This window comes from Zongyangia sp. (assembly GCF_965361945.1).
Window position 1 is genome coordinate 1 of the sequence record NZ_CBDTOK010000156.1, and the last position, 3,050, is coordinate 3,050.

Genomic DNA, 3,050 nt, shown 5'->3' on the forward strand with positions numbered 1-3,050 from the left:
CCGGGCCATTTGGTGGGAACAACAGGGCTCGAACCTGTGACCCCCTGCTTGTAAGGCAGGTGCTCTCCCAGCTGAGCTATGCTCCCACAATTTCGCTGCAAATTATCCAAAACACAAGCAGCGAAATTAATTCTACATGATTCCCCCAAAAATGTCAAGCTTTTTATAAATTGATATATTACTTTGCTCTCGCCATCAAAGTTTTTATTTCTTTTTGATTGAATCGATATTTTTTACTACAAAAATGACAACCAACCTCTGTGACCTTATCTTCCTCTGACATTTTTTGCAGTTCTTTTTTTCCAAGAGAAAGCAGGGCACGTTCTACCCGCTCTCTACTACAATCACATTTGTAGGAAACCTCTTTTTCCTCTAATATGTTTGGCTCAAAGCCGTCTAAGGCTTTTTCTATGATCTGTTGAGGTGTTAACCCTTCATGGAGCATTTGGGATACCGGAGGCATTTTCTTGACATTTTCTTCTAATTCAGAAATGGTCTCCTCTCCTACCCCAGGCATAAGCTGTATAAGATATCCTCCAGCGGAAAGTACAGTTAGGTCCGTATTGACAAGTACGCCAAGCCCACAGACGGTGGGAATTTGTTCGCTGACGGCGTAATAGCTGGTAATGTCTTCTGCAATTTCTCCAGAGATGAGAGGCACTTGCCCAACATAAGGGTCTTTCATTCCTAGATCTTTGATTACATGAAGAACACCTTTCCCTACAGCACCTCCCACATCCAGCTTACCATATTGGTTAAGGGGTAATTCAACGATAGGATTGACTGGATATCCCCTTACATTACCTTCGCCGTCAGTTACTGCGATCAGCGCGCCAACTGGGCCATCCCCTGCTACACGTAAGGTAATAGAATTTTCTTTATCTTTTAGCATAGAGCCCATAATAGATGCAGCCGTTAGCAAACGCCCCAAACCCGCTGTGACAACAGCACTGGTCTGATGGATACGCTCGGCCCTTGCAACGATATCGGTGGAATCAATGGCAATACAAGAAATTCCACCGTCTTTACTCAATGCCCGTACTAATTTTCCCATACATTATTCACTCTTTCTTGTTACAAATATAAGCCGTTGGGTATTTTTTACTGGCGCTTGAAAAGTATCATCTCCATAAATTGCCAGTACCTCCATACCGGATTCCCGCAGCCATTCTGTCAGTAATTCCGGAGCATAGGCACGCTCCTTGAGAGACTCAGATTCCCGATCATAGCTTTCCCCGTTCCAGGAAAAGAAATCCAGTGTAATTTCCACACAATCTTCCTGATCCACCGGCCCATTTTGCCATACACAATATAGATCATCGTCTTCATAGACAAAGGTAGAATCAGAGAGTATCTCCCGATGTTTATAAGGTGTGTTCACATCAAAAAGAAAGATGCCGCCGGGGTTCATAAAAAGGGATACCCTTTGAAAAATTTGTTGAACCGTTTTGGGATCGGTCACATGATTAATGCTGTCCAAAGCACAAACCGCTGCATCAATCGTACCGTAAAGATCCAAATCCTCCATCTGCTGGCATAAAAAGAGAATGGGATAACTCCCATCGTTCTTTTCCATGGCCTGTGAAAGCATATCCTCAGAACCATCTACGGCAATAACATCATAGCCGAGACGAGCTAATTCGAGAGATAAGCTGCCTGTACCGCAGGCAAGGTCGAGCAAAAGCTCGACCTTGCCACGGTGATATTTTTGCAGCAATGCCTGAAAATACTGTGCTCTCCCCGGATAATCTACATCCCAGGTCAGCCGATCATAATAGGCCGCAAAACAATGATACGCCATTATTTTTCATCCTTCAGTCTTTCAAAAACCACCCGATAACCGTCACAACCATAGTTGAGGGAACGATTCACACGGCTGATGGTCGCCGTACTGGCGCCAGTCTCATTGACAATATCACTATATACATGGCGCTCTTCCAACATTTTAGCTACATGCAGCCGCTGTGACAAAGCCTTTAACTCAGGAACAGTGCATAGATCCTCAAAAAAATTATAACATTCCTCCAGAGTTTCCAAAGACAAAATCGCTTTGAAGAGATAATCCACATTCATATCTTTCAGTTTGCTGTTCATATGCCTTCCTCCGAATTACACATGATAGGTCTATTCATAGTTTACCACACTGAACTGAAAAAGTAAATGATTATATATAAAAATAGACAGAGAAAAGCGCACCGGTTCCTTCCGATGCGCTAGAGTCATAAAAACTACCCTACAGATCGTTACGGACAATATCTTCCAGGGTTTCTCGTTTCACCACTAGCCGGTCTTTACCACCTTTGACAAAGACGACAGCAGGTTTAGGAATTCGATTATAGTTAGAAGACATTGAGTAATTATAAGCACCAGTAGCCAAAACAGCAATGATATCACCGGGTTTCACATCCTGAATATGCATTCCTTCCCCGATGAGATCGCCGCTTTCGCAACATTTACCAGCAATGGTGACAATTTTTTCTCTGGGCTCACCAGCACGGCTTGCCACCAGACACTCATATTCAGATTGATACAATGCATACCGTGGATTGTCGGTCATTCCTCCATCAATCGAAACATAAGTACGGATATGGGGAATCTCCTTTACAGCACCTACAGTATAAAGGGTGATGCCAGCCGGCCCTGCAATGGAACGTCCAGGCTCGATAATAATGAACGGCCGCTTGATTGCAAGATCTTTGCAGGTGTTGTTAACGACGACAGAAACCTTTTGCATATAGTTATCATACGCTACAGGATCATGTTCGGTAATATATTTAATACCGAATCCGCCGCCTAAGTTTAGCTCCCCTATTTCATAGCCAGTCTCTGTCTTGATTTGGGCGATAAAACCAAGCATAACCTGAGCCGCATGTTCGAAGGGTTCAATATCGAAAATTTGAGAACCTATGTGACAATGCAGACCTTTCAGGCAGATATTTTCGTAACCGAGAGCCTCTTTTACTGCTTCCATGGCTTCGCCCGTCTCGAGCGCAAGGCCGAATTTGCTATCAATCTGCCCAGTACGTACAAAATCATGGGTATGAGCATCA

4 protein-coding genes and 1 tRNA gene are annotated in these 3,050 nt (G+C 43.8%); all 5 read right to left on the reverse strand.

The features are described 5' to 3' along the window. Positions 1-10 precede the first annotated feature (10 nt). Positions 11-86, reverse strand: a tRNA-Val gene (locus tag ACZ25G_RS09715). A gap of 92 nt (positions 87-178) precedes the next feature. Then, a complete protein-coding gene (gene hslO, locus ACZ25G_RS09720; protein WP_191481564.1) occupies positions 179-1,054 on the reverse strand; it encodes an Hsp33 family molecular chaperone HslO in 876 nt (291 codons plus the stop codon). A gap of 3 nt (positions 1,055-1,057) precedes the next feature. Continuing rightward, complete coding sequence (locus ACZ25G_RS09725; RefSeq protein WP_463682314.1) at positions 1,058-1,801, reverse strand: class I SAM-dependent DNA methyltransferase; 744 nt, start codon at positions 1,799-1,801, stop codon at positions 1,058-1,060. Next, complete coding sequence (locus ACZ25G_RS09730; RefSeq protein WP_191481563.1) at positions 1,801-2,094, reverse strand: YerC/YecD family TrpR-related protein; 294 nt, start codon at positions 2,092-2,094, stop codon at positions 1,801-1,803. Before ACZ25G_RS09730 ends, ACZ25G_RS09725 begins: the two co-directional genes overlap by 1 nt. Before the next feature lie 139 nt (positions 2,095-2,233). Then, positions 2,234-3,050: diaminopimelate decarboxylase (gene lysA / locus ACZ25G_RS09735; protein ID WP_463682315.1), on the reverse strand; the 817-nt coding region annotated here is incomplete at its 5' end.